Genomic DNA, 21,747 nt, shown 5'->3' with positions numbered 1-21,747 from the left:
CGGGGGGGGCCGGGCGGGGCGCGGCTCGGTCTGCTCGCGTACGGGGCCGGGTTCTGCCTGTCGGTTCTCGTGCTCTGCCCGTTGGCGGCGTTCGCGGCCTGGACGGGGGAATCGTCGCCGTTGTCGGTCGCGCCGCTCGTCAGCGGGGTGCAGGCCGGGTGCTTCGCGGTGGGCGTGTCCGCCCCGCTGTGGGCCGAGGTGCGCGGGACCTCGGCCAAGCGCCGGGTTCTGCGGCGCCTGCTGCCGTTGTGGGCGGAGATCACCGCCGGCGTGCCGGAGGTCCGGCGTGCTCCGTTCGCCGCCGCGGGGCGCGAGGTGTTCCGGTCGCGTGCCGCCGTGGAGCTGGCGTGCTACCGGCTCGTGATCGAGATCCGGGACGCGGTGCTGCTGTTGAGCGGGCACTGCTCGGCCGAACTGGTCGAGCGGGCGCGCGCGCACGTGGTGTCGGCAGGGGTGCCGCCGGACCGGGTGGCGGCGGCGGTGCTGGCCTGCTGGCTGCGGGCGGCGGAGGACGTCCGGGCGCGGGGCGCGGTGGCGGCCGGGAGTGCGGTGCCGCTGCCGGGAGGGGCTGATCTGGAGTCGGAGATCCGCTTCCTGCTGGTGGTCGCCGAGGAGTACGGGGCGGTGCCGGCGCTCGACTTCCGCCGCGCGGAGCGTTCGCAGCCCGCGGGCCGCTGAGCGGCGTCCCGTGGCCGGTCCGCCCCTGGACCAGGGAAAACAAGTCACCTCCCGTTGTCATCCATTTCAGTTGACGGCACTCATCCGCTGTGATTAGCATTAGGCCGCGCGACGTAAGCGGATATGGATGATCAGGGGTATCAGCTCCGCTCGCGCAACTGGGGAGTTCGGTCGACCGAACTGATCGTCGGCAGCGCAGCCGACCTGATCCGGCGAGGGCACGACCCCGCCCGGATCCACCCACCTACGAATTCGGGAGCGCACCTCCGCGCGCCCGGACCGCGCGTCCGGGCGGCGGCACCACCACTGGGAGGACTCTGTGATGTCCGCGAACTCCGGAGGCACCGCGAAGATCGGCACCGACTGGCGGGTCCGCGCCCGGCAACCGGTCGGCTACGACGTCCGCGTGCTCAACGGGCTGCTGTCGCCGTCGAACCCGGCGCTCGCCGAGGCGTGCGGAACCGCGCCCGGCAGGTCGCCGCGATGCCTGCTGATCGTCGACGACTCCGTCGACGTCCTCCACGGCGACCGGCTCCGCGCCTACTTCGAGGCGTGGTCGATCGACGTGGAGTGGCACGTGGTCCCCGGCGGCGAGCAGTCCAAGAACCTCGACGAAGTCGTCGCCATCACCGAGGCGATGACCGGGATGGGCATCCTGCGGCGCTCGGAGAAGGTCGTCGCGGTCGGTGGCGGCGCCGTCCTCGACGTCGCGGGCATGGCCGCCGGGCTGTACCGGCGCGGCGTCCCCTACGTCCGCGTGCCCACCACGCTCATCGGCCAGGTCGACGCCGGGATCGGCGTCAAGACCGGCATCAACCACGGCACGCACAAGAATCGGCTCGGCAGCTACTACGCGCCCGAAGTGGCGCTGATCGACCCGGAATTCCTGCGCACGGTGCCGAAACGGCACATCGCCAACGGGCTCGCCGAGATCGTGAAGATGGCGCTGATCAAGGACGCGGCGCTGTTCGACCTGCTGGAACTCGCCGTGCACGACCTGGACGCGGCCGCGTTCGCCGACGGCGAGCCGGGCGGCCCCGCGGTGGAGATCATGTCGCGGGCGATCGGCGGCATGCTCGACGAGCTGGAACCGAACCTGTGGGAAGAGGTGCTGGAGCGCTCGGTCGACTACGGCCACACCTTCAGCCCCTCGCTGGAACTGCGGGCCGACCCGCCGCTGCTGCACGGCGAAGCCGTCGCGGTGGACATGGCGGTGTGCGTGGCGCTCGCGCACAACAGGGGGATGCTCGGCACCGCGGACGCCGACCGGGCGATCGGGCTGCTGCGGGCCGCCGGCCTGCCGGTGACCGACCCGGTGTTCACCACCGACCTGCTCGTCGAAGCGCTGCGCGACGCGGTGAAGCACCGGGACGGCGAGCAGCGGATTCCGCTGACCGACGGCATCGGTTCCGCGACCTTCGTGCACGACATCACCCGCGAGGAACTCGGCGAAGCGCTCCGGTTCGTGCGGGAGCGGGCCGGATCGGACACCGTTCTGGTGCGTGCGGCGCGATGAACCCGATCACCGTGATCGACGTCGGCGGCACCCGGCTGCGGGCCGCCGACTGGACGCCGGAGCACGGGCTGGCCGAGATCACCGAGACCACCCCGCCCAGCATCAGCAGGCGTCCCGGCGCCGACGTCGCGCAGCTGCGGGCCGAACTCGTGCGGGACCTGTGCGCCGCGGTGCCGGCAGGCCGCGTCGCCGGGATCTCCTTCGGCGCCGCGCTGGACCACCGGACCGGCACCGTGCACGCCTCGGCGCCGCTGTGGGGTTCCTGCGCGGAGCCGTTCGACCTGCTGGGCGCTCTGCGGTCCGCGCGCCCGGACGTGCGCTGGCACGTCGTCAACGACGTCACCGCCGCACTGCTGCACGCCATCACCGGGCCCAGGTACGCGGACGACCGCAAGGTGCTGCTCGCGACGATCAGCACCGGCATCGCCTGCCGCACCGTGGACCGCCGCCGCGGCGAGATCCCGGTCGACGAGTGCGGTCTGCAGGGCGAGATCGGGCACCTGCCGGTCGCCGCGTCGTGGCGCGGCGAACCGCTGCACCTGCCCTGCGACTGCGGGGTCGACGACCACCTCTCGGCGTTCGCCTCCGGGCCCGGAATCCGCCGGGTCGCGGAGGAGGTCCGGCGCCGCGATCCCGCCGGATGGCGGAACTCGGCACTGGGGGGCGCCGAGGACGGCACCGCGTTCGAGGACGCGTTCCGCGCCGCGCTGGACCACGGCGACCGGCTCGCCACCGCGCTGCTGGCCGCCGTCACGGCACCGGTCGCCGACCTGCTGCGCACCGCCGTGTGCCTGGACCCGGAGCTGGACCACCTGGTGCTGACCGGAGGCGTCGTCGCCGGGCTGGGCGAGCACTACCGCGGCGCGGTGCTGGCGCACCTGGAACGCGCCGGCACCTACCTGACCGGCGACCGCGTCCCCGGCTGGGCGGCGCGGCGGCTCGTCGTCGACGACGCGAGCACCTCCGGCGGGCTCGTCGGAGCGGGACTCGCGGCGCGGGAGGGCAGATGACCCGGACGCACCGAGCCGTGGTGCGCGACGGCACCGGCATCGCGGTCCGGCACCGGCCGACCCGGCCGCCCGGACCGGGAGAACTGCTGCTGGGCCCCGAAGTGGCAGGCCTGTGCGGCACCGACGTCCAGATGCTGCGCGGCATGCGGGACGACCCGGCCGAGGTGATCGGCCACGAAGGCATCGCGACCGTGGTGGCGGCCGGGCCCGGCGTCGCACCGGAGCTCGCCGCGGGCACGAAGGTCGTGGTGAACCCGACGCACCCCACCGACCCCGCGTTCCTGCTGGGGCACAACGTGGGCGGACTGCTGCAGGAGCGGACCTGGATACCGGCCTCGGCCGTCGACGCGGGCCTGGTGCTGCCGCTGACCGCGGTGCCGGAGCCCGACCTGGCGGCGCTGCTGGAACCGCTCGCGGTGGTGCGCTACGCGCTCTCGGCGCTGCGCCGGTTCCGCCCGCGCACCCTCGTCGTCTTCGGCGCCGGGACGGTCGGCAGGCTCGCGGTGCGCGCCGCGCGTCGATGGCTGGCCGAGGCCGAGCGGATCGTCCTGGTGCGGCGCACCACCGACGACCTGCCGCCGGAGCCGGTGCACGCGGTGTTGGAACCCGGCGCCGACCTGGCGGCGGAAACGGCACCGGGGCCCGTCGCCGTGCTCATCGCCACCCCGCGGGACGCGACCGTCGGCTGCCTGGAGGCGGCGATCGCGGCGGCAGCGGGCCACGAGCTCGCGGTCGACCTGGTGGGCGGCCTGCCACCGGCGGCGGGCACGCCGGTGCTGCCCGGTGCCGACCTCGTCGCGCTCCGCGCCGCCAACCGAGCGGGCACACCCGACCCGCCCGAGCACGCCGCGCTCAGCACCACCACCGGCGACCGCGTGCACCTGTTCGGGCACCGCGGGGTCGGCAACGAGCATTTGCGGATCGCCGCCGACGAGCTGGTGCGCGCCCCGGAACGCTACCGCGACCTGGTCACGCACGGCACCGACCTCGACGGAGCCGCCCGGATCATGCGCGAGCTCGCGACCGGCCGCGGTCGCGACATCGACGGCCGCCGGCTGGTGAAGCTCGCCGTGCGGATCTCCGCTCCGCAACCCCGACACCACGAGGAGAACTGATGGCAGACGTTTCCGGACCGGTCCGCGCGCTCGTGGTCGGCGGTTCCACGGGCATCGGCCGCGGCATCGCCGACGCCTGGGCGAAAGCGGGCGCCGACGTCGTCGTCGCGAGCCGCAGCGAACCCGATGACGCCGCGCTGGGCTGGGCGCAGCTGGACTTCACCGAACCCGACCAGGCCCGGCAGGCCCTCGCCGAGGTCGCAGGCGCGGGCCCGCTGCACGCGGTGTGCTTCTCCGCGGTGCACTACGGGACGAAGCGGGCGCTGTTCCGCGACGTCACCGAACAGGAGTGGCGCCGCCAGGTGGACGTGAACCTGCACGGCCTGTGGCTGACGCTGGCGGCCACGCTGCCCGCACTGCGAGAAGCAGGCCCCGGGCTGCTGCTCGGGGTCTCCTCCGAAGTGGTCTACAACGCGGGACCCGGCCGGTCCGGTTACGCCGCGACCAAGGCGGCGGGCACCGGCCTGCTCCACTCGCTGGCCCAGGAGGAGGACGCCGCGCGGCTGCGGATCGTGCAGGTGCTGCCCGCCGGCATGGTCGACACCCCGGGCATCCGCCGCCGGCGGCCGGAGGACTTCGACTACGGCGACTACATGCGCCCGGCCGGGTTCGGCGCGGTCGCCACCGAGATGCTGCGCACCCGCGGCGGCGAGCACCACGGCGACAGCCTGGTCGTCGACGCCGACGGCGGCTGGCGTTCGGTGCGCGAGCAGCCGCCGGAGTCGCAGAGCCGCGGGCTGGGTTCGTGAACCGGCCGCTGATCGGGCTCACCGGCTGGCGCGTCGACGCCGACGGCGCGGACGTGCTCACCCTCGCCGCGGAACTCGGCGCGGACGGGGTGCAGCTCGACCTCGGCGGTCCGGGACGCGGCGCACCGCTCGACGAACCGGGGCGCATCCGGCGGATCCGGGAGACCTCGGCCGCCACCGGAGTCCGCGTGCTGGGGGTAGCGGTGAACCTGATGAACGACATCGGGCTCACCTCCGCCGACCCCGCGGTGGTGCGCCGCACCGTGACCCGCGCCTTGGACGCGGCGCGGGAACTGGAGGCACCGCTGGTGTTCGTGCCGAGCTTCCGGCGCAGCGCGATCACCGGCCCCGCATCGTTGTCGGCGACCGCCGAGGTGCTGCGCTGGGCGAGCGCCGAAGCCGCCGCCCGCGGCCTGCTGCTGGCCAACGAGAACGTCCTCGACGTTCCCGCGGCCGAGCGGCTGCTCGACCAGGTCGGCGCGGAATCCTTCCGGCTGCTGCTCGACACGGCCAACCCGCACCAGGCGGGCGTGGACGTCGCGGCGCTGGTCGCGGCGCTCGGCGACCGGTTCGCCGACCAGATCCACGTCAAGGACGGCGGCGACACCGAGTCCGCTCTCGCCGCGGTCCGCGCGCGCGGCGGGCACGTGCACGCGCTGGTGCTGGAGAACGACCACCGCGATGGCGACCGGGCACGGCTGCGCGCCGACCTGGCTCGGCTGCGCGGATACGCCGACACCCTGAACCGACGACCGAGCGAGGCCCGGCCATGACCGAAGAAGTGCTGCTCACCGCCGAGGCGCTGCTGTTCGACATGGACGGCACGCTGGTCGACTCGACCACCGTCGTCGAACGGACCTGGCACCGCTTCGCCCGCCGCCACGGGCTCGACGGCGCCGAGATCCTCGCCGACGCGCACGGCAGGAGGACCGGGGAGACCGTGGCGCGGCACCTGCCCGCCGGCGGCGACGTGGCCGCGGAGACCGCCCGGCTCGTCGCGGAGGAAGTGGCCGACGTCGACGGGATCGTGCAGATCCCCGGAGCCGCCGAGCTGCTGGCGAGCCTGCCCGCGGGCCGCTGGGCCGTGGTCACCTCGGCAGGCCGCGAACTGGCGCGGCGGCGCATGGCGGCGGCCGGGCTGCGGCTGCCCGACGTGGTCGTCAGCGCCGAAGACGTCCGACAAGGAAAACCGGATCCGGAGGGGTATTCGCTCGCCGCCCGGCACCTGGGGGTGCCACCGGAAGCGGCGATCGTGTTCGAGGACGCCGAGGCAGGCCTGCTCTCGGCACTGGCCAGCGGGGCGCGGGCGGTCGTCGTCGGCGCCCACGGCGGGCGGGTCGCCGCAGACCTGCCCCGGGTCGCCGACCTCGACGCGGTCACCGCCTCCAGCGACGGCGAACGCCTGCGGGTCCGACTCGAAGAAATGAGGACCGCACGACCATGACGCAGACCTGGGGGATCACCGAGCGGGACCGCACCTCGCGGTTGCCGTCCTTGACGAGCATGCGGTTCATCTCCGCGCTGCTCGTGTTCTTGTTCCACGCTTCCTGCACGACGCCGCCGTGGACGTTCTTCGGCGACCCGGCGCAGGCGAGCGCGTTCAGCACCGTCGCCGCCGACGCGGGCCGCATCGGCGTCGCGTTCTTCTTCATCCTCAGCGGATTCGTGCTCACCTGGTCCAGCGACTCCGTGGGGGACGTGCTGGACTTCTGGCGCCGCAGGTTGGTGAAGGTGTTCCCGAACCACCTGGTGACCTGGGCGCTGGCGCTGGTGCTGTTCAGCGGCGGCACCGCGGCGGCCGGGACGGTGTTCGCCAACCTGTTCCTGCTGCACCCGTGGGTGCCGGACTACGACACGTTCCTCAGCGTGAACGTGCCGAGCTGGTCGCTGGGCTGCGAGCTGCTGTTCTACCTGGCGTTCCCGGTGCTGTTCCCGCTGATCAAGCGGATTCCCGCGGCTCGGCTGTGGGCGACCGCGATCGGGCTGATCGCGGCGGTGTTCGCGGTGGCGTTCGTGGCGCAGTTCCTGGTGCCCACCGAACCGGGGCTCCCGGAGGCGAACTCGCCGGGCTCGGTGTGGCAGTTCTGGCTGGTGTACTTCCTGCCGCCGGTGCGCGCGCTGGACTTCGCGCTCGGCATCGTGCTGGCCAGGATCGTGCTGAGCGGGCGCTGGATCGGGCTCGGCTTCGGGACCGCGGCGTTGCTCACCGCCGGCGGGTACGTGCTGGCGTCCTTCGTGCCGTGGGTGTTCCACCTGAACGCGGTCACGATCATCCCGCTGGCGCTGCTCATCCCGGCGGCCGCGTGCGCCGACGTCCGCGGCGGCCGCTCGCCGCTGCGGGGGCGGTTCCCGGTGTGGCTGGGGGAGATCTCGTTCGCGTTCTACATGGTGCACGCGCTGGTGCTGAGCGGTACCCGGGAGCTGCTGGGGCCGGACGCCTACTTCGGCTTCTGGGCCGCGAGCGGTGTGGTGCTCGCCGAGCTGGTCGTCTCGGTGCTGGGCGCGTGGCTGCTGTACACCGCCGTCGAACGGCCGATCATGCGGCGCTTCGGCCGCCGCCGTCCGCCCGCGGCGCCTGTGGAGTCCGTCCCCGCCGAACCCGTTCCCGCGAAGTGAGGTGCGCATGTCCCGTTCCACCGACATGACAGGCCGGGTTTCGCCCGAATCGCCCGAGCGCGAGTCGTCCGCGATGTCCGCACTGGTGCTGGAAGCTCCCGGGGTGGTGCGGGAGCGGCGAATTCCGGTGGCCCCGCCGAGCCGCGGGAACTGCCTGATCCGGATCAGCCGGATCGGCCTGTGCGGCACGGATCTGGGTTTCTACGACGGATCGAGCAATTACCTGCACGACGGGTTGAAGTCGTTCCCGTTCGTGTTCGGCCACGAGTGGAGCGGGCGGATCGTCGAAACCGGTTCCGGGGTCGTCGGGTTCGAAGTCGGACAGCGCGTTTCCGGGCACAATTTCCGCCCTTGCGGGAACTGCCCCGCTTGCGGACGCGGCGACCTCAGGTACTGCCCGGGTCGCAGCGAGATCGGCGTGCTCGGCCAGGCGCAGGGCGCCGCTGCCGACTACCTCGAAGCCCCGGCGGACACGCTGGTCCGGATCCCGGACTCGCTCGGCGACGACGTCGCCGCGCTGCTGGAACCCGCCTCGGCCGCGCTGCACGCGGTGCGGCGGCTGGCGGTGACCGGTGCGGACCGGGTGGCGGTGCTGGGCGCGGGCACGCTCGGTGTCGTAGCGGCCCAGTTGTGCCGTGCGCTGGGCGCGCGGGTCGACGTGTTCGACCCGCAACCGGAGCCGCGGGAGCTCGCCGCGGAACTCGGCTTCCCGGTCTCGGTTCCGGAGAACGCCGAAGTGGACCGCTACTCGGCCGTCATCGAGGCATCGGGTTCGGTGGCCGCGGCCAGGTCCGCGCCGGTGCTGTGCGCACCGGGTGCCCGAATGGCGCAGCTGGGCACTCCGCACCATTCGGTGGACGGATTTCCGGTCGCCGACCTGGTGATCAAGAACGTCACGGTGCACGCGGTCCTCTCCGGGATCGGGTGCTGGGAGGAGTTGATCAAGTTCGTGGAAAGCGGTCTGGTCCGGCTGGATCCCTTGGTAGATTCCGCTTTCTCCCGTTCGGAAGTCGGTGCCGCCTTCCAACGGCTTGCCAGCAGCGGTCGCCGACGTCCGAAGATCCTGATTCGGATGTCCTGACGGTGACCGGACGAGAAAGGAGAAGTGAACTCATCGTGAGCACAGTTTCGATCCCCGGCGCGGTGGTGCACTACACGACGCACGGCGCGGGGCCAGGACTCGTCCTGGTGCACGGGACCGGAGCCGATTCGGTCGCCAACTTCGGCCACCTGGTGGACCGGTTCACCGACCGGCACACCGTGATCACCCCGGACTACGCGGGCAGCGGTGGCACCGAGGACGACGGTGGTGCGATCACCCTCGACGCGCTGATCGAGCAGGTCGCCGCCGTCATCCGGGACAACGGTGGCGAGCCGGTGGACCTCGGCGGGTTCTCGCTCGGCGCCGTCGTCGCGGCCGGGGTGGCCGCCAAGCACCCCGAACTGGTGCACCGGCTGGTGCTCATCGCCGGCTGGCAGGACTCGACCGATCCGCGCCACCAGCTCACCTTCAAGCTGTGGCGCGACCTCGCGGACCTCGACGAGTCCTCCTACGCGCGACTGATCACGCTGCTGCTGTTCACCCCCGGCTTCGTCAGCCGGATGGGCGTGGAGGCGCTGGCCGAGTTCGTGGCGGGCACCAAGTGCTCGGACGGCACCAACCGGCAGATCGACCTGGGGCTCGGCATCGACATCAGCGACCTCACCCCGAAGATCCAGGCGCCCACGCTGGTCGTCGGCTGCACCCACGACCAGCTGGTGCCCGTCGGGCACTCCCGGGAACTGCACGAGTCCATCGAGGGCAGCACCTACGCCGAGATCGACAGCGGACACCTGGTCGTCATGGAACGGCCGGACGAGCTGGTGGACCTGGTCCGCGGATTCCTGCACCCCGAGAACTGACCGACGACCACCGCTCCGCGAGGTTCGCCCATGCCCATTCCCGTGTTCGCACTCATGCTCGGCGTGTTCTGCGTCGGCACCGCCGAGGTCGCGATCTCCGGACTGCTGCCGAACGTGGCGGCGGACCTGGCGGTCAGCGTGCCCTCGGCGGGTCTGCTGGTCACCGGATACGCCCTCGGCGTGACGGTGATCGGGCCCGCGGTCACGCTGCTGACCACGAAGGTGCCGCGCAAGGCGCTGGTGCTCGTGCTGATGGCCGTGTTCACCGCGGGCAACGCCGCCGCGGTGGTGGCGCCGGACTACGGCGTGCTGATGGCGGCGCGGGTGTTCACCGCGATGAGCCACGGAACCTTCGTGGCGGTCGCGTTCTCGCTGGCCGCCGCGATCTCCGCGCCGGACAAGCAGGGTTCGGCGATGGCGAAGATCGCGCTCGGGTTCAACCTGGCGAACGCGCTCGGCTCCCCGCTGGGCACGTTCGTCGGGCAGCGGTTCGGCTGGCGGTTCACCTTCGTCGCCATCGCGTTGGTGGCGGGGCTGACCATCGTGCTGATCGCGCTGTTCATGCGGCCGCCCGCGCAGCAGCGGGCGGCCACCGGGCGCGAACGGCTGCGCCAGGAGGTCGCGGCACTGCGCAGTCCGGTGCTGGTGGTGGCGGTGGTGGTCACGGTGCTCGCCCAGGGCGCGGTGTTCACCACTTCCACCTACCTGGTGCCGATCTTGCAGGAGGTCAGCGGGTTCGCGCCCGCGTCGATCTCGGTGCTGCTGGTGGTGTTCGGCGTCGGCTCGGTGGTCGGGAACTTCGCCGGTGGCAAGCTCGCCGACGGGGACGTGGGCCGGGCGGTGCTCGCCGTGCTGGCCGTGCTCACCGCGGTGTGCCTGGTGTTCTGGCTCTGCGGTCCGGTCCCGGCGCTGGCGGTGGCGGCGCTGTTCCTGTTCGGTGCTTCGGGCTTCTCCATCATCCCGAGCCTGCAGGCGCACATCCAGCGCATCGCGATCGCCGCTCCGACCCTCGCGTTGTCGGTGAACGTGTCCGCGTTCAACCTGGGCAACGGGTTCGGCGCCTGGCTCGGCGGGCAGGTGCTCGACCTCGGCTGGGGGACCGGGGCGGTGCCGCTGACCTCCGCCGCGGTGTGCGGGCTCGCGCTGCTGCTGGCCGTAGCCTCGCACTGGTGGCGGAACCGGTCGAGCGGCGGTGACCGGGTCGCGGTGGAATCAGCGGTGTGACCGGCGGCCGGGGTCGGCGGACCCCGGCCGCGCCCGAGCGGAGGAGATGACGGGTGGACCTGCAACTGGTGCTGCCCGCGGAATCGCCGGAGCTGCCGTTCGCGGAGCTGGGCGATCTCGCGGTGGCGGCTGAGCGGCTCGGATACGGGGCGGTGTGGTTGCCGGACCACCTGCTGCCGCCGTCGCGCTACGCACCCGGCAGCTACGGCGGGATCTACGATCCGCTGGTCGCCCTGGCCGCCATCGCGGTGCGCACCCGGACGATCCGGTTGGGCACCTCGGTGCTGGTGCTGCCGATGCGCAGCCCGTTCGTCGTCGCCAAGCAGGCGGCCACGCTGGAGCGGATCTCCGGCGGCCGCTTCACCCTCGGCGTCGGCATCGGCTGGGACCGGGCGGAATTCGCCGCGGTGGGGGCCGGCTTCGCCGACCGCGGGGCGCGCGCCGACGAGGCCATCGACCTGATCCGGCACCTGCTCGGCGGTTCCGGACCGTTCCACGGCACGCACTTCCACTACGACACCGGGGTCTTCGAACCGAAGCCCGGCACACCGGTGCCGATCGTGGTGGGTGGTTCGGGGGAGCGGGCGCTGCGCCGCGCGGCCCGGTCGGGCGACGGGTGGCAGCCCATCGCTCCGGAACCCGCCACGTTCGCCGCGCGTGTCGATTGGTTGCGGGCGAACGCGGTGCGGCCGGTCCGGGTCTCGGTGCGGACGTCGTGGCTCGGCGGCGGCGCGGAGCTGGCGGCCGCGGTGGACGACGTGCACGCCTATGCCGCGGCCGGGGCCGATTCGGTCGCGGTGTGGCTGGGCTCCGACGACGGGGTGCGCGAGCGGATGGCGCGGTTCATCGCCGCCGCCGGCTGATCGCCGGAGCGATCAGCTCTCGGCCTCCGGCCGCTTCACCCCGCCCGCCAGGTCCTTCACCAGCGCGGTGACCGCGTCCAGCCCTTCCCAGTCGAGCAGCGGCGCGTAGGTGCAGATCTCCCGGATGCGGCTGTTGCGCATGGCCAGGACCAGTTCGTACTGCGCCACGATCTCCCGGGTCGCCTCGTTGTCGGTGAAGAAGGCGACGGGCACCCGGAAGAACTCGGCGAGCGCCTGGAGGTGGTGCAGGGTCGGGTTGTCCCGCTGGCCGCGGCAGAGCTGGTGCAGGTAGCCGTGCGAGATGGATTTCCCGGTGCCGGCGCTGATCTCCGCGGCGAGGCGTTCGAAGGTCGGCCACTGGGCCTGCTGCCCGGGGGCGGCGTTCTGCTGGGCGTACACGTCGATCAGGTACACCAGCTTGTCGGCGAGCGTCCGCGGCGGCTGCTCCGCCGAGCCGGGTTCCGGGTTCATCGCACCTCCACGGCGGGACCGCCGACCGTCACGCTCCGTCGTGGCCGACCGGTCCGATCCGGTTCGCCCGCGTTCCGGTCCGCCGCGAGTGCGTCCGGCGGGGTACAGGGGTCCGCACACCCGTTTTCGGCGGTGTGCGACCGACTTGCGCGGAAGAGTACCACGTGCCGGGTTCCGCTCCGGTGATCCTCTTCGCGATCCGGTCCGGGGCGTTTCGGGCACACCGGGCCGACTCCGATGCGTGATCGCACGGGGCCGTTGCGTGCTCGCTCAGGCGTCCCACGGAGTGCCGTACTTCGCGGTGAGCTCGTGGATCTCGGCGGGTTCGAGCAGGCGCGGGCGGTGCCGGCCGAGGCCGAGCAGCAGGGCTGCGACCTCCTCGATCTCCACCGCCGCGTCCACCGCCGCCGCCAGCGAGGTGCCCGCGGTGATCGGGCCGTGGTTCTGCAGCAGCGCGGCGCGGAACTCGAAGTCCAGCGCCGCGAGCGCACCGGCCTGCGCCGGATCGCCCGGTGCGGCGTACGGGACGAGCGGGGCCTGGCCGACGCGCATCACGAAGTACGGGGTCAGCGGCGGGATCGCGCTGCGCTCGGACCACGGCTGCAGGCAGGACACCGCGGAAGCGTGCCGGGAGTGCAGGTGCACCACCGCGGTGGTGGCCGGGTCGCGGCGGTAGAAGGCGCCGTGCAGCGGGAACTCCTTCGACGGCCGCGGCCCGCCGAGGTGCTCGCCGTCGAGGGACAGCTCGGCGAGCGCCGCCGGGTCGAGGTCTCCGAGGTCCGCGCCCGTCGGCGTGATCAGCATCCGGTCGCCCTCGCGGACGCTGAGGTTGCCGGAGGAGCCGGGGCTCAGGCCGAGCGCGGCGAGCTTCGCGCCCGCGGCGGCCAGTTCTGCTCGGGCGTCGCTCATGACAGCACGTCCCATGCGGTGGTGAAGATGTCGACCCCTCCGAAGTTCCCCGATTTCAGCGCCACGTCCACCGGCCTGGGCTCTCCGTCCACATCGGACTCGGTGCGGCACCAGGGCACGCCGGGCGCGATCTGCGCGCCGACGTGCAGGGTGGTGGCGCCGAGCGCGAGGACCACCGCGCCGGAGGTCTCGCCGCCCGCGACGAGCAGCCGCCGCGCGCCGTGCGCGACCAGGTCGGCGGCGCAGCGCGCCAGCGCCCGCTCCAGCAGCGCCCCGGCGGGCTCGGCGTCGTCGTCTCGCGCCGGTTCGATCTCGTCGCCGACGCCGACCGCGTAGAGCAGCGGCGGCAGCGCCGGGTCCGCCGCCCAGTGCGCGCGGACGAACTCGCCGAGCTCGGCGACGGCACCGTCGAAGTCCGCGCGCAGCGCCGCGAGATCCAGCTTCCGGTGTGGCAGCAGGGTTTTCGCGTGCGTGACCTGGGACCGGGTCGCGGCCGATGCGCTGCCCGCCAGCACCACCGCCGGGCCCGGACCGGCCGATCCCGCGCGGGCCCGCCCCGGGTGCGGACCGGTGAGCCCGAGTGCGAGCCCCGCGCCACCGGTGAGCACCGGCGCGTCCGCGGTGGCCGCCGCGATCACCGCGAGGTCCTCGTCCGTGGCGGCATCGACCACCACCAGCGCGTCGCCGTGCTCGGCCAGGCTCGCGCGCACCGCCTCGGCCCCGGCGCGCACCACGTCGTGCCCGGCCAGCCGCACCGGCCGGCGGGTCTGCGGGGACAGCAGCCGCAGCAGGTTCGAGTCCCGCATCGGGGTCAGCGGGTGGTCGCGCATCGGGCTCTCCGCCAGCGGCTGGTCGCCGACGAACAGGTGTCCGCGGTGCACGGTGCGGCCGGTCGCGGGGAACGACGGCACCACCACCGCGCCCGGCACGTCGAGCTCGTCGAGCACCGCGTCCACCACCGGCCCGATGTTGCCCTCGGGCGTGGAATCGAACGTGGAGCAGTACTTGAGGTAGATCCGCTCGCAGCCGGCGGCGCGCAGCGAGCGCACCGCGGCGAGCGAGTCCCGCACGGCCTCCTCGACCGGCGCGGTGCGGGACTTCAGCGCCACCACCACCGCGTCCAGTTCGTCGAGCGGTTCGGCGGGCGCCGCGGTGCCGATCACCACGGCGGTGCGGAAGCCGCGGGAGACGAGCATCGTCGCGAGGTCGGTCGCCCCGGTGAAGTCGTCGGCGATCGCGCCGAGCAGCGGCATGCGTCCTCCCTGGCGGGCGGGTCCACGGCGCGCGCGGACGGGGTCTGAGGACGGCCGGGGGATCGCCCGGATCGGGAGTCGCGGGCGAACCGCACCGCGGCCGTGAAAATATGTTAGCACGCTTGACTCTGATGTGAATCAGTGAATATCTTCTGTGAACCAGTGTGATCCCGGTTCCACCCGATCGGCCGTGGGGGCGCGCGGCTCCCCGAGCTATCGCGGCGCCAGGACTCAACGAGGAGACCCATGAACGAGCAGCCACGCCCACCGGGCACCGGCGAACGGCCCGTCGGGTACGCGCTCTCCGGAGCGGCGGGCGGCTTCGCCCGCACCCTGCTGGCGCAGACCAGGCTGATCCCCGCGCTCGAACCCGCCGTGCTCTGCGACGTCGACGTCCCCCGGCTGCGCGCGCTGTGCCTCGAACTCGGGTATCCCGAAGCGCGCCTGCGCACCTGCGCCGACGCCGCGGAGACCGCCGCCGCCACCGCGGACGGGAACATCGCGCTCGTCGCCGACCACGAACTCATCGGCGCGGGAGCCTGGGACGTGCTCGTCGAAGCCACCGGCAGCCCCGCCCACGGCTACGCGATGGCGCGCACCGCGCTCGAACTCGGCAGGCACGTCGCCATGGTCAGCAAGGAGGTCGACTCCGTCGCCGGGCTGCACCTGGCCCGGATCGCCGCCGCCAACGACGTCGCCTACCTGCCCGCCGAGGGCGACCAGCCCGGCAACCTGCTCAAGCTGCTGGACCGGGCGCGGCTGCTCGGCATGGACGTCGTCGCCATCGGCAAGTCCACCGAGTACGACCTCGTCCACGACCCCGAACGCGGGACCGTCACCCAGCTCGACCGCACCGTCGACGCGCCCGAGCTCGGCGAGCTGCTCACCCTCGGCGACGACGTGCGCGCCACCCTCGCCGCCCGCGCCGAGGCCGTCGCCGCGCTGCCCACCGGCGCCACCGCCGACTACTGCGAGATGGCGGTCGTCGCCAACGGCACCGGATTCCGGCCCGACGTGGAACTGCTGCACTACCCGGTCGCGCGGGTCGCCGAACTCGCCGACGTCTACGCGCTGCGCGAGGACGGCGGCGTGCTGCGCGAACCCGGCGCCGTGGACGTGTTCAGCGCGCTGCGGCTGCCCGGCGAGGCTTCGTTCGCCGGCGGCGAGTTCGTCGTGCTGCGCACCAACGACGCCGAGACCTGGCGGATCCTCGCCGAGAAGGGCCACGTCGTCAGCCGCGACGGCCGCTACGCCGTCCTCTACCTGCCCTTCCACCTCATGGGCGTGGAAACCCCGGCGACGCTGCTCGACCTCGTCGCCCGCGGCCGCGACGCGCTCACCCGCGAACCCCGCAGGCACGCCGTGCTCGCCGGGCGCGCGAAGCAGGACCTCGCCGCGGGCACCGTCCTCGACATGGGCGGGCACCACCACGACGTCACCGGCGTGCAGGCCGTGCTGCTGCGCGGCGACGAGGCCCCCGCCGACGTCGCGCCGCTGTACCTCGCCGCGCACGCGACGCTGCGCCGCGACGTCGCCGCGGGCGAGCTGATCGCCCTGTCCGACCTGGCGAACCCGGACCCCGCCCTCGTCGAGGCCTGGCAGCAGGGCGAGGAGACCAGATGAGCACCGAACTGACCCCGCTGCTGCTCGCGGCGGGCGCGATCGTGGTGCTGATCCTGCTCATCACCAAGATGAAGCTGCACCCGTTCCTCGCGCTGATGATCGCCGCGCTCGGCCTCGGCTTCGCCAACGGCATCGCACCCGGTGAGACCGCCGAGCACTTCCAGACCGGCTTCGGTGACGCGCTCAGCGACACCGGGCCCGTCATCGGCCTCGGCACCATCCTCGGCGGCATCCTGCTCGGCTCCGGCGGCGCCGACCGCATCGCCACCGCGTTCATCGGCGCCCGGCCCGTCAAGTGGATTCCCGCCGCCATCGCCACCGCGGCGCTGCTCATCGGCATGCCGCACCTGTTCGACGTCAGCTTCGTGATGCTGGTGCCGCTGGTGTACGCCGTCGCCAAGCGCACCGGCTCGCACCTGCTGTTCGTGGGCCTGCCGATGGCCGCCGGGCTCTACGTCTCGCACGGGCTGCTGCCCCCGCACCCGGCGCCGACGCTGGCGGTCGCCGCCTACGACGCGAACACCGGGCTCACCATCTTCTACGGGCTGCTCATCGCGATCCCGGTGATGGTGCTGTGCGGGCCGGTGCTCACGCCGCTGCTGTCCCGCTGGTTCGGGCCCGCGCCGGACCTGGACAAGTCCCCGGTGCCCGACCCCGGGCCCGCCGAGGACGAGCTCCGCCGGCCGGTGTCCCTGGTGCTCGCGCTGATCACCGTGCTGCTGCCCGCCGGGCTGATGCTCATCGGCACCCTCGGCACCACCGTGGCCGCGCCGGGCGGCTGGGCGCACGTCGTGTTCGAAGCCTGCGACACCCCGGTGCTGTCGCTGCTCGTCGCCGTCGTGTTCGCGTTCTTCGCGCTCGGCGTGCGATCCGGGTTCGGGCTGGCGAAGCTGCAGAAGATGGCGGCCAAGGGGCTCGGGCCGGTCGGCGCGATCATCCTCATCCTCGGTGCCGGCGGCGGGCTCAAGGAGATGCTCTCCGCCACCGAGGTCGACCAGCTGATCACCCAGTACGCCGTGGACTGGGCGGTGCCACCGCTGCTGCTGGCGTGGCTCACCGCCGCGCTGCTGCGGGTCTGCCTCGGCTCCGCGACCGTCGCGACCGCGGCGGCCACCGGGATCGTCGCGCCGCTCGTCGCCGCCTACCCGGGGCTGTCGCCGGAGCTGCTGGTGCTCGCCACCGCGTCCGGCGCGGTGATGCTCTCGCACGTCAACGACTCCGGGTTCTGGTTGTTCAAGGAGTACTTCCAGCTCAGCGTCGCCCAGACCTTCCGGACCTGGACGCTGATGCTGTCCGTGCAGTCGGTGCTGAGCCTCGGCGGCGTCCTGCTGCTGAGCGCGCTGGTCACCTGATCGAGCCCCCCCCCCCCCCGGCGCGCCCGGGCGGGCGGGGTTTCCAGCGGGTTCCGCGGAGCCCCGGGCGGACGGCCGCGACAATGGGAGCCGCCGGGCGGAGCAGCCCGGCGGCACGAGACGGGAGCAGGGCATGGACGCGTCGGGCAACCCGCCGCTCATTCCGGACCAGCGGCGCGAACAACTGGTCAAGCACCTGCGGCGCGAAGGCGTGCTCAGCGTCCAGCAGATCACCCAGCTGTTCGGCATCTCGCACATGACGGTGCGCCGCGACCTCGCCGAACTCGAACGCCGCGGGCTCGTGTTCTCCGTGCCCGGCGGCGCCCGCATCGCCAGCCAGCTGCACGCCGAACCGACCTACCAGGACAAGTCCGTCACCGAGCAGCCCGCGAAACAGGCGATGGCGCGGGAAGCGGCCCGGCACGTCCGCGACGGCATGACCGTCTACCTCGACGCGGGCACCACGATGCTCACCATGATCCCGCTGCTGGTGGAGCGCGCGGAGCTCACCGTCGTCACCAACGACTTCACCGCCGTGGAGCGGTTGCTGCCCGCCACCCACCTCGACGTGATCCACCTCGGCGGGCTCGTCGAACCGGCGAACCGCTCCACCGTCGGACGGCTCGCCGCCGCCACGCTGCGGCAGCTCGCACTGGACGTCGCGTTCGTCAGCGCCAGCTCCTGGGACCTGCTGCGCGGCGTCACCACGCCGTCCGAGCGCAAGGTGGAGGTCAAGCACGCCGCGATGGCCACCGCCTCGAAATCCCTGCTGGTCGCCGGATCCTCCAAGTACGGGACGTTCGGGCGCTACAAGGTCGCGCCGCTGACCGCCTTCGACGAGGTCGTCACCGACGCCGCGCTGGCCGACGCGGCGGCGGAGGGGATCCGGGCGGCGGGGACCGAGCTGCGGTTGGTGGCGTCGGAGTCGTGAAGCGGCGAACCGTCCCGAGCGCAGGAACGAGCGCTCGGGACGGCGGTGGTCACCGGGCACCGGCCAACTCGCAGGCGGCCTGCGCCGACCGAACCTTCGGCGCCACCAGCGACCCGCGGGCCTTCCGGTAGGTGCTGCGGTCCGCAGTGGTCGGCTGCGCGGGTGCGGCGACCGCCAGCGCGCGGCGGGTGCACTGGACGCGTCTTCCGACGGAGTTCTCCTGGCCCGGCGACGAAAACCGGGGCGGCCGGGGGGGGGGCGGGGGGGGCGGGGGGGGGGTTGGGGGGGGGGGGGGGGGTGGTGGGGGGGGGGGGGGGGGCTGTCCGTGGCGGGGTCGCCGGGGGGCCGCCCCCCCCCCGCCCCCCCCCGGGGGGGGGGGGCGCCCCCCCCCCCCCCCCCGGGGTGGTGCGGTTCGTCAGTGCTCGTCGTAGTGGTCGTCGTGCGCGGCGTGGCGGTGCCCGTCGTGCAGGTAGTCCGTGTGGTCCCCGTGCGGGATGGCGACGTGGCCGCAGCCGGAGCCGTGCACGTGCGAGTGCCCGTCGTGCGCGACGTGCTCGGTCTGCTCGCACTCGTCGTAGTGGTCGTCGTGAGCGCGGTGCAGGTGCCCGTCGTGCACGTAGTCGGTGTGGTCGCCGTGCGGGACGGCCACGTGCCCGCAATCCGGTCCGTGCGCGTGCTGGTGGTCGGTGTGCTGGGCGTGAGCGGTGGTCATGAAAACCTCGCAACTGCGTTTCGTTCGGACACGACCGCCGGATGGAGCAACCTTCCGGCCCCCGTCACATTAGTGGGCGCGCATGTGTCGGCAACTCGGCGAACGCGACGCGGGGCCGGCGGGTGGTCCGCCGGGGCCGCGTCCTCGATCGATCCGGGGTCAGGCCTGCACGCCGCTGAGCTCGTTGGGCGCGGCGGGCAGCTGCCCGGTCGCGGTCTTCTCGCCGGTGGCGAGGTCGATCGCGTGGATCACCTTCTCGCCCGGGTCGGTGACGTAGGCGGTGCCGCCGCGGACGAACAGCGCGGGCCGCGGCTGCTGCCACTCCAGCGGCTCCTGCCAGGACCCGGTGACCGGGATGGTCCGCACGACGCGTCCCGCGGCCGGGTCGATGACGCGGAGGCCGCCGTCGGTGCCGAGCACCAGCGCTTCGCCCTGCGGGCCGCGGGCCAGCGACCGGAAGGTGTAGCTGGTGCCGAGGTCGACCAGCTTCAGCGAGCCGGTGGCGGTGTCGATGAGCGAGACCTGCTCGGGGCGCTCCAGCTCGGCGTCCTCGTCCTGCTTGTAGTCGCCGAGGACCACGGGGGAGTGCTCGGAACCGGCCTGGTTGCCGATCCGGCCGTACTCGGTGGGGCTGTGGATCTTCGTGATCTTCCCGTCCCGGTAGAGCACCGCGCCGTCCTCGCAGCCGACGACGACGGCACCGCCCTGCGCGGTCGCCTCGCCGTGCACGCCGGGGCAGTCCTCGTTGCGGGCGATCTCCTTCCGGTCCGCGTCGAGCACGACGATGCCGACCCGCTCGTCCTCGTTGCCGAGGGTGGTGAGCAGTTCGCCGCCCTCCAGCTCGACGGCGACGCCGTGGTGCGGTTCGGCGGTGGTGTGGTGCTCGGTGGCGGGTTTCCCGTCGCCGAGCTGCGCCGGGTCGAAGGAGGTGACCTCCCCGGTGCCGTCGCTGAACAGCACGGTGCGGCCGGCGTGGCGCACGACGTGGCCGGGCTTCGCGCCGGGGAACTTCACGTCGGTCAGCTCGGGGTGCGCGGCGTCCAGCAGCTGGAAGCCCTCGGAGGTGGAGACGACCACGTGCTCGTCGTCGCCCGCGGGGTTGAGCCGGTTGAACCCGGGCAGCGGGAGGTCCGCGGCGACCTGGAGGGTGCGGCCGTCGAGCACCCAGATGCCGCCGTCGTAGCTCGCCACGATCGGTTCCGGCACCGGCGGGCCCGTCGGCGGTTCCGCCGCGGGTTCCGGCGAGGGGGCGGCGCAGGCGCCGAGCACCAGCGCCGCGGCGGCGATGCTCGCGATCTTGCTGGAGGAAGGCATGATCGGTCCTCTTCTCTCGTGCGGTGGGAGGTTCGCGCGCCGGGTCATCCGGCGAGTCCGGTGGCGATGGCGTCGGCGTTGGCCCGCGCCATCTCCAGGTAGGTCGCGGCGCCGCCACCGGGCGGGCTCAGCGATTCGGAGAACAGCGGCACCACCCGCACGTCCAGCCCCGCCTGGTCGGCGAGCGCGCGGGCGAGCCGGTCGGGCTGCGAGGAGTCCGCGAACACGGCCCGCACCCCGGCGGCGCGCACGGCTCCGGCGAGGTCGGCGAGGTCGGCGGCGCTGGGGGAGGCCAGCGTGGTCCCGCTGGGGATGACCGCGCCGATCACCTCGAAGTCGTAGCGCTGCGCGAGGTAGCCGAACACGTGGTGGTTGGTGACGAGCTTGCGTCGTTCGGCGGGCAACTCGGCGAAGCGCCGCGCCGTCTCGCCGTCGAGCGCCTCGACCTCGCCCCGGTAGCGGTCCGCGTTGGCCCGCACCACCGCCGGGTCGACGCCGTCGACGTGCTCGACGACCTGCTGCGCGATGAGGTCGACGGCCTCGGCGACGCGGCTCGGGTCGGTCCAGAAGTGCGGGTCGGCCTGGCCGCGGGATTCGTCGCCGGTGTAGTCGATCGGGTCGACGCGTTCGGCGACGGGCAGGGTGGCGACCCCGGCGCCGCGGGCGGCGTCGACGGTGCGCTGCACGCCTTCTTCGAGCCCGAGCCCGTTGTGCACGACGAGTTCGGCGAGCTCCACCTCCGCGGCCTGCTGCGCGGAGATCCCGAACGAGTGCGGGTCGGCGCCGGGGCGCATCAGCACCGACACCTCGGCCTGGTCGCCGACGACGTTGCGGGTGATGTCGCCGAGGATGTTGGTGGTCACCACGATCTCGGCGCGCTGCGCGGAACCGGTGCAGGCGGTGAGGCCGAGCAGCGCGGCGAGCACCGCGACGGCGGCCGTGAGCCGGGCGCTCATCGGCCGGTCTCCACCACGTGCGTGGCCTGCCCGCCGAGCTCGAACCGGCGGGCCTGGCGCAGCGAGTCGTTGTAGTCGATCTCGTGCACGGTGCCGGTGGCGACGTCGTTGACGTAGGCGCGGGAGGTGTCCACCAGGATCACCGGCAGCGGTCCGGCCGGGTCCACCGGCCGCGCGGTGACGCGGGTTTCCGCGGTCTGCTCCCCGGTTTCCGGGTCGTGGGCGTGCAGCACGCCGTCGGCGGTGAGCGCCAGCAGCGGGCCGCCCTCGCCGACGGCGTTCACCGCGACGGCCGGCCCGGTCTCGGCGTAGGTCCAGGCGCGGTCACCGACGTCGAGCGACCAGGTGCCGCGGTCGCCCGCGCGGGCGGCGAGGGTGGAGCTGCCGGGGCGCTGCTGGAAGTCGCGGGCGCGGTGGCCCCCCCCCCCCCCCCCCGGGGTGGGGGGATACGAAGAGAAAATCCACCCCAAGCCACACCCACCACCCGTGGGGACCACCCACCACCCACACACAAAAGGCTGAGCGCGGCACACGATGACGCCAGCACCCAACA

22 protein-coding genes are annotated in these 21,747 nt (G+C 73.5%); 15 read left to right on the top strand and 7 right to left on the bottom strand.

Annotated features, from left to right (window positions below; all coding sequences use genetic code 11):
• From LCD33_RS24295 to LCD33_RS24240, 12 genes are all read left to right on the top strand, one after another.
• The coding region (locus LCD33_RS24295) for an MAB_1171c family putative transporter (protein ID WP_308011323.1) at window positions 1-678 on the top strand (678 nt) is incomplete at its 5' end.
• A 322-nt stretch (window positions 679-1,000) separates the two neighbouring features.
• Window positions 1,001-2,194: a sedoheptulose 7-phosphate cyclase gene (locus LCD33_RS24290; protein WP_224962575.1), complete on the top strand. Its 1,194-nt coding sequence runs from the start codon at window positions 1,001-1,003 to the stop codon at window positions 2,192-2,194.
• Window positions 2,191-3,204 (top strand): ROK family protein, encoded by a 1,014-nt coding sequence (locus tag LCD33_RS24285; protein ID WP_224962573.1) that lies wholly within the window; start codon window positions 2,191-2,193, stop codon window positions 3,202-3,204. The genes LCD33_RS24290 and LCD33_RS24285 overlap by 4 nt, the downstream gene beginning before the upstream one ends.
• Entirely contained in the window at window positions 3,201-4,319 is a 1,119-nt protein-coding gene (locus tag LCD33_RS24280; protein WP_224962572.1) for an alcohol dehydrogenase catalytic domain-containing protein, read from the top strand. The genes LCD33_RS24285 and LCD33_RS24280 overlap by 4 nt, the downstream gene beginning before the upstream one ends.
• On the top strand, window positions 4,319-5,068 hold the full coding sequence (locus LCD33_RS24275) for an SDR family NAD(P)-dependent oxidoreductase (protein WP_224962570.1): 750 nt from the start codon (window positions 4,319-4,321) through the stop codon (window positions 5,066-5,068). The genes LCD33_RS24280 and LCD33_RS24275 overlap by 1 nt, the downstream gene beginning before the upstream one ends.
• Window positions 5,065-5,841, top strand: a complete 777-nt coding sequence (locus tag LCD33_RS24270) for a sugar phosphate isomerase/epimerase (protein ID WP_224962568.1) — start codon at window positions 5,065-5,067, stop codon at window positions 5,839-5,841. Before LCD33_RS24275 ends, LCD33_RS24270 begins: the two co-directional genes overlap by 4 nt.
• On the top strand, window positions 5,838-6,512 hold the full coding sequence (locus LCD33_RS24265; protein ID WP_224978327.1) for an HAD-IA family hydrolase: 675 nt from the start codon (window positions 5,838-5,840) through the stop codon (window positions 6,510-6,512). The genes LCD33_RS24270 and LCD33_RS24265 overlap by 4 nt, the downstream gene beginning before the upstream one ends.
• The gene (locus LCD33_RS24260) at window positions 6,509-7,684 is read left to right on the top strand and encodes an acyltransferase (RefSeq protein WP_224962565.1); all 1,176 of its coding nucleotides are present in this window, start codon (window positions 6,509-6,511) and stop codon (window positions 7,682-7,684) included. The genes LCD33_RS24265 and LCD33_RS24260 overlap by 4 nt, the downstream gene beginning before the upstream one ends.
• Window positions 7,685-7,691: 7 nt before the next feature.
• Complete coding sequence (locus LCD33_RS24255; RefSeq protein ID WP_224978326.1) at window positions 7,692-8,765, top strand: zinc-binding dehydrogenase; 1,074 nt, start codon at window positions 7,692-7,694, stop codon at window positions 8,763-8,765.
• A 35-nt stretch (window positions 8,766-8,800) separates the two neighbouring features.
• Window positions 8,801-9,586 (top strand): alpha/beta fold hydrolase, encoded by a 786-nt coding sequence (locus LCD33_RS24250; RefSeq protein WP_224967961.1) that lies wholly within the window; start codon window positions 8,801-8,803, stop codon window positions 9,584-9,586.
• A 30-nt stretch (window positions 9,587-9,616) separates the two neighbouring features.
• Window positions 9,617-10,810 (top strand): MFS transporter, encoded by a 1,194-nt coding sequence (locus tag LCD33_RS24245; RefSeq protein ID WP_224967963.1) that lies wholly within the window; start codon window positions 9,617-9,619, stop codon window positions 10,808-10,810.
• Window positions 10,811-10,863: 53 nt separating this feature from the next.
• Complete coding sequence (locus LCD33_RS24240; RefSeq protein WP_224962905.1) at window positions 10,864-11,673, top strand: TIGR03619 family F420-dependent LLM class oxidoreductase; 810 nt, start codon at window positions 10,864-10,866, stop codon at window positions 11,671-11,673.
• Between the two features lie 12 nt (window positions 11,674-11,685).
• Here the strand turns inward: LCD33_RS24240 and LCD33_RS24235 are convergent, their stop codons facing one another.
• From LCD33_RS24235 to otnK, 3 genes are all read right to left on the bottom strand, one after another.
• A complete protein-coding gene (locus LCD33_RS24235) occupies window positions 11,686-12,144 on the bottom strand; it encodes a helix-turn-helix transcriptional regulator (RefSeq protein WP_224962903.1) in 459 nt (152 codons plus the stop codon).
• 270 nt (window positions 12,145-12,414) lie between these two features.
• Window positions 12,415-13,053, bottom strand: coding sequence for a class II aldolase/adducin family protein (locus LCD33_RS24230; protein ID WP_224962901.1), 639 nt, complete (start codon window positions 13,051-13,053; stop codon window positions 12,415-12,417).
• A complete protein-coding gene (otnK, locus tag LCD33_RS24225; protein ID WP_224967965.1) occupies window positions 13,050-14,306 on the bottom strand; it encodes a 3-oxo-tetronate kinase in 1,257 nt (418 codons plus the stop codon). Before otnK ends, LCD33_RS24230 begins: the two co-directional genes overlap by 4 nt.
• Window positions 14,307-14,552: 246 nt before the next feature.
• Between otnK and LCD33_RS24220 the strand changes: the two genes are divergently transcribed.
• The 3 genes from LCD33_RS24220 (at window position 14,553) to LCD33_RS24210 (ending at window position 18,212) form a co-directional block, all read left to right on the top strand.
• A complete protein-coding gene (locus LCD33_RS24220) occupies window positions 14,553-15,929 on the top strand; it encodes a homoserine dehydrogenase (RefSeq protein ID WP_224962897.1) in 1,377 nt (458 codons plus the stop codon).
• Entirely contained in the window at window positions 15,926-17,281 is a 1,356-nt protein-coding gene (locus tag LCD33_RS24215) for a gluconate:H+ symporter (RefSeq protein ID WP_224962895.1), read from the top strand. Before LCD33_RS24220 ends, LCD33_RS24215 begins: the two co-directional genes overlap by 4 nt.
• Before the next feature lie 133 nt (window positions 17,282-17,414).
• Entirely contained in the window at window positions 17,415-18,212 is a 798-nt protein-coding gene (locus tag LCD33_RS24210; RefSeq protein ID WP_224962596.1) for a DeoR/GlpR family DNA-binding transcription regulator, read from the top strand.
• 415 nt (window positions 18,213-18,627) lie between these two features.
• On the opposite strand, the gene LCD33_RS24205 is transcribed toward LCD33_RS24210, so the two are convergent.
• The 4 genes from LCD33_RS24205 to LCD33_RS24190 form a co-directional block, all read right to left on the bottom strand.
• Entirely contained in the window at window positions 18,628-18,924 is a 297-nt protein-coding gene (locus tag LCD33_RS24205) for a hypothetical protein (protein WP_224962598.1), read from the bottom strand.
• A gap of 159 nt (window positions 18,925-19,083) precedes the next feature.
• Window positions 19,084-20,238, bottom strand: a complete 1,155-nt coding sequence (gene aztD, locus LCD33_RS24200; protein WP_224962600.1) for a zinc metallochaperone AztD — start codon at window positions 20,236-20,238, stop codon at window positions 19,084-19,086.
• 44 nt (window positions 20,239-20,282) lie between these two features.
• The gene (aztC, locus tag LCD33_RS24195; protein WP_224962602.1) at window positions 20,283-21,194 is read right to left on the bottom strand and encodes a zinc ABC transporter substrate-binding protein AztC; all 912 of its coding nucleotides are present in this window, start codon (window positions 21,192-21,194) and stop codon (window positions 20,283-20,285) included.
• Window positions 21,191-21,664, bottom strand: a complete 474-nt coding sequence (locus LCD33_RS24190) for a PQQ-like beta-propeller repeat protein (protein ID WP_224978325.1) — start codon at window positions 21,662-21,664, stop codon at window positions 21,191-21,193. The genes aztC and LCD33_RS24190 overlap by 4 nt, the downstream gene beginning before the upstream one ends.
• Between the last annotated feature and the right edge of the window lie 83 nt (window positions 21,665-21,747).

The sequence above is a fragment of the Saccharopolyspora sp. 7B genome, assembly GCF_020177435.1.
Classification (GTDB): domain Bacteria; phylum Actinomycetota; class Actinomycetes; order Mycobacteriales; family Pseudonocardiaceae; genus Saccharopolyspora_C; species Saccharopolyspora_C gregorii.
Note: the sequence above shows the minus strand (reverse complement) of the source record. Positions and strands in the feature narration are given on the sequence as shown.